Source organism: Burkholderia sp. Tr-862, from assembly GCF_011753085.1.
GTDB lineage: Bacteria > Pseudomonadota > Gammaproteobacteria > Burkholderiales > Burkholderiaceae > Burkholderia > Burkholderia ambifaria.
The window spans coordinates 1-823 of record NZ_VWWG01000402.1 but is presented as its reverse complement, the minus strand read 5'-3'; the positions used below and the strand labels follow the sequence as shown (position 1 = coordinate 823).

The following is an 823-nucleotide window of genomic DNA, read 5'->3' as shown; positions in this document are numbered from 1 at the left end:
GCCATGAACCCGAAGCCGGCGCCCGCCACGCCGCCGACGAGCGGCAGCAGCGGCAGCGGGCCGCCGACATGATTGAACCAGTGCGCGGCGGCGAAGGCGCCGAGGCCCGCGAACGCGGCATGACCGAACGACAGCAGCCCCGTCGTGCCGAGCTGCAGGTTGTACGACAGCGCGAGCACGACGAGCGCGGCCGTCTGCGCGAGATAGCCGAGCACCGCGCCATGCGGCCACAGCCACGCGGGCAGCGCGACGCACGCGGCGAACAGCACCCAGCGCAGCGCGCCGGCCCGCGCGCGGCTATCCATCGACACGCTCGCCGAACAATCCGCGCGGACGGGCGACCAGCACCGCGACGAGCAGCAGGTACGGAACCAGCGGGGCGAGCTGCGCGATCGACACGGCCGCGACGCTGTCGGGCAGCGCGACGCCCGCCCATTGCGCGAGGTCGCGCAGCGACGTGTCGCTGGACGCCGCGAAGGTCTGCGCGAAGCCGACCGCGAGCGACGCGACGAACGCGCCGCCGAGCGAACCGAGCCCGCCGATCACGACCACCGCGAACACCACCGACCCGACCGTCTCGGCCAGCACCGGTTCGATCACCGCGAGCGGCGCGCCGATCACGCCGGCCAGCGCCGCGAGCGCGGTGCCCGCGCCGAACAGGCCCGTCATCACGCGCGGCACGTCGTAGCCGAGCGCCTCGACGGCCGCGCGGTGCGTGAGCGCGGCGCGCACGACGAGCCCGATGCGCGACGCGCGCAGCAGCGCGCCGAGCGCAACCAGCATCGCCATGGACATCGCCATCATGAAGAGCCGGTAGCGCGGC

The 823-nt window shown here is 74.7% G+C and carries 2 pseudogenes; both read right to left on the bottom strand.

Features of this window, described 5'->3' with window-relative positions:
- Nucleotides 1–305 (bottom strand): annotated as a pseudogene (locus F3J14_RS35145) (branched-chain amino acid ABC transporter permease); the annotation flags it as partial.
- Nucleotides 298–823: pseudogene (locus F3J14_RS35140) on the bottom strand (branched-chain amino acid ABC transporter permease); the annotation flags it as partial. The pseudogenes F3J14_RS35140 and F3J14_RS35145, both read right to left, overlap by 8 nt.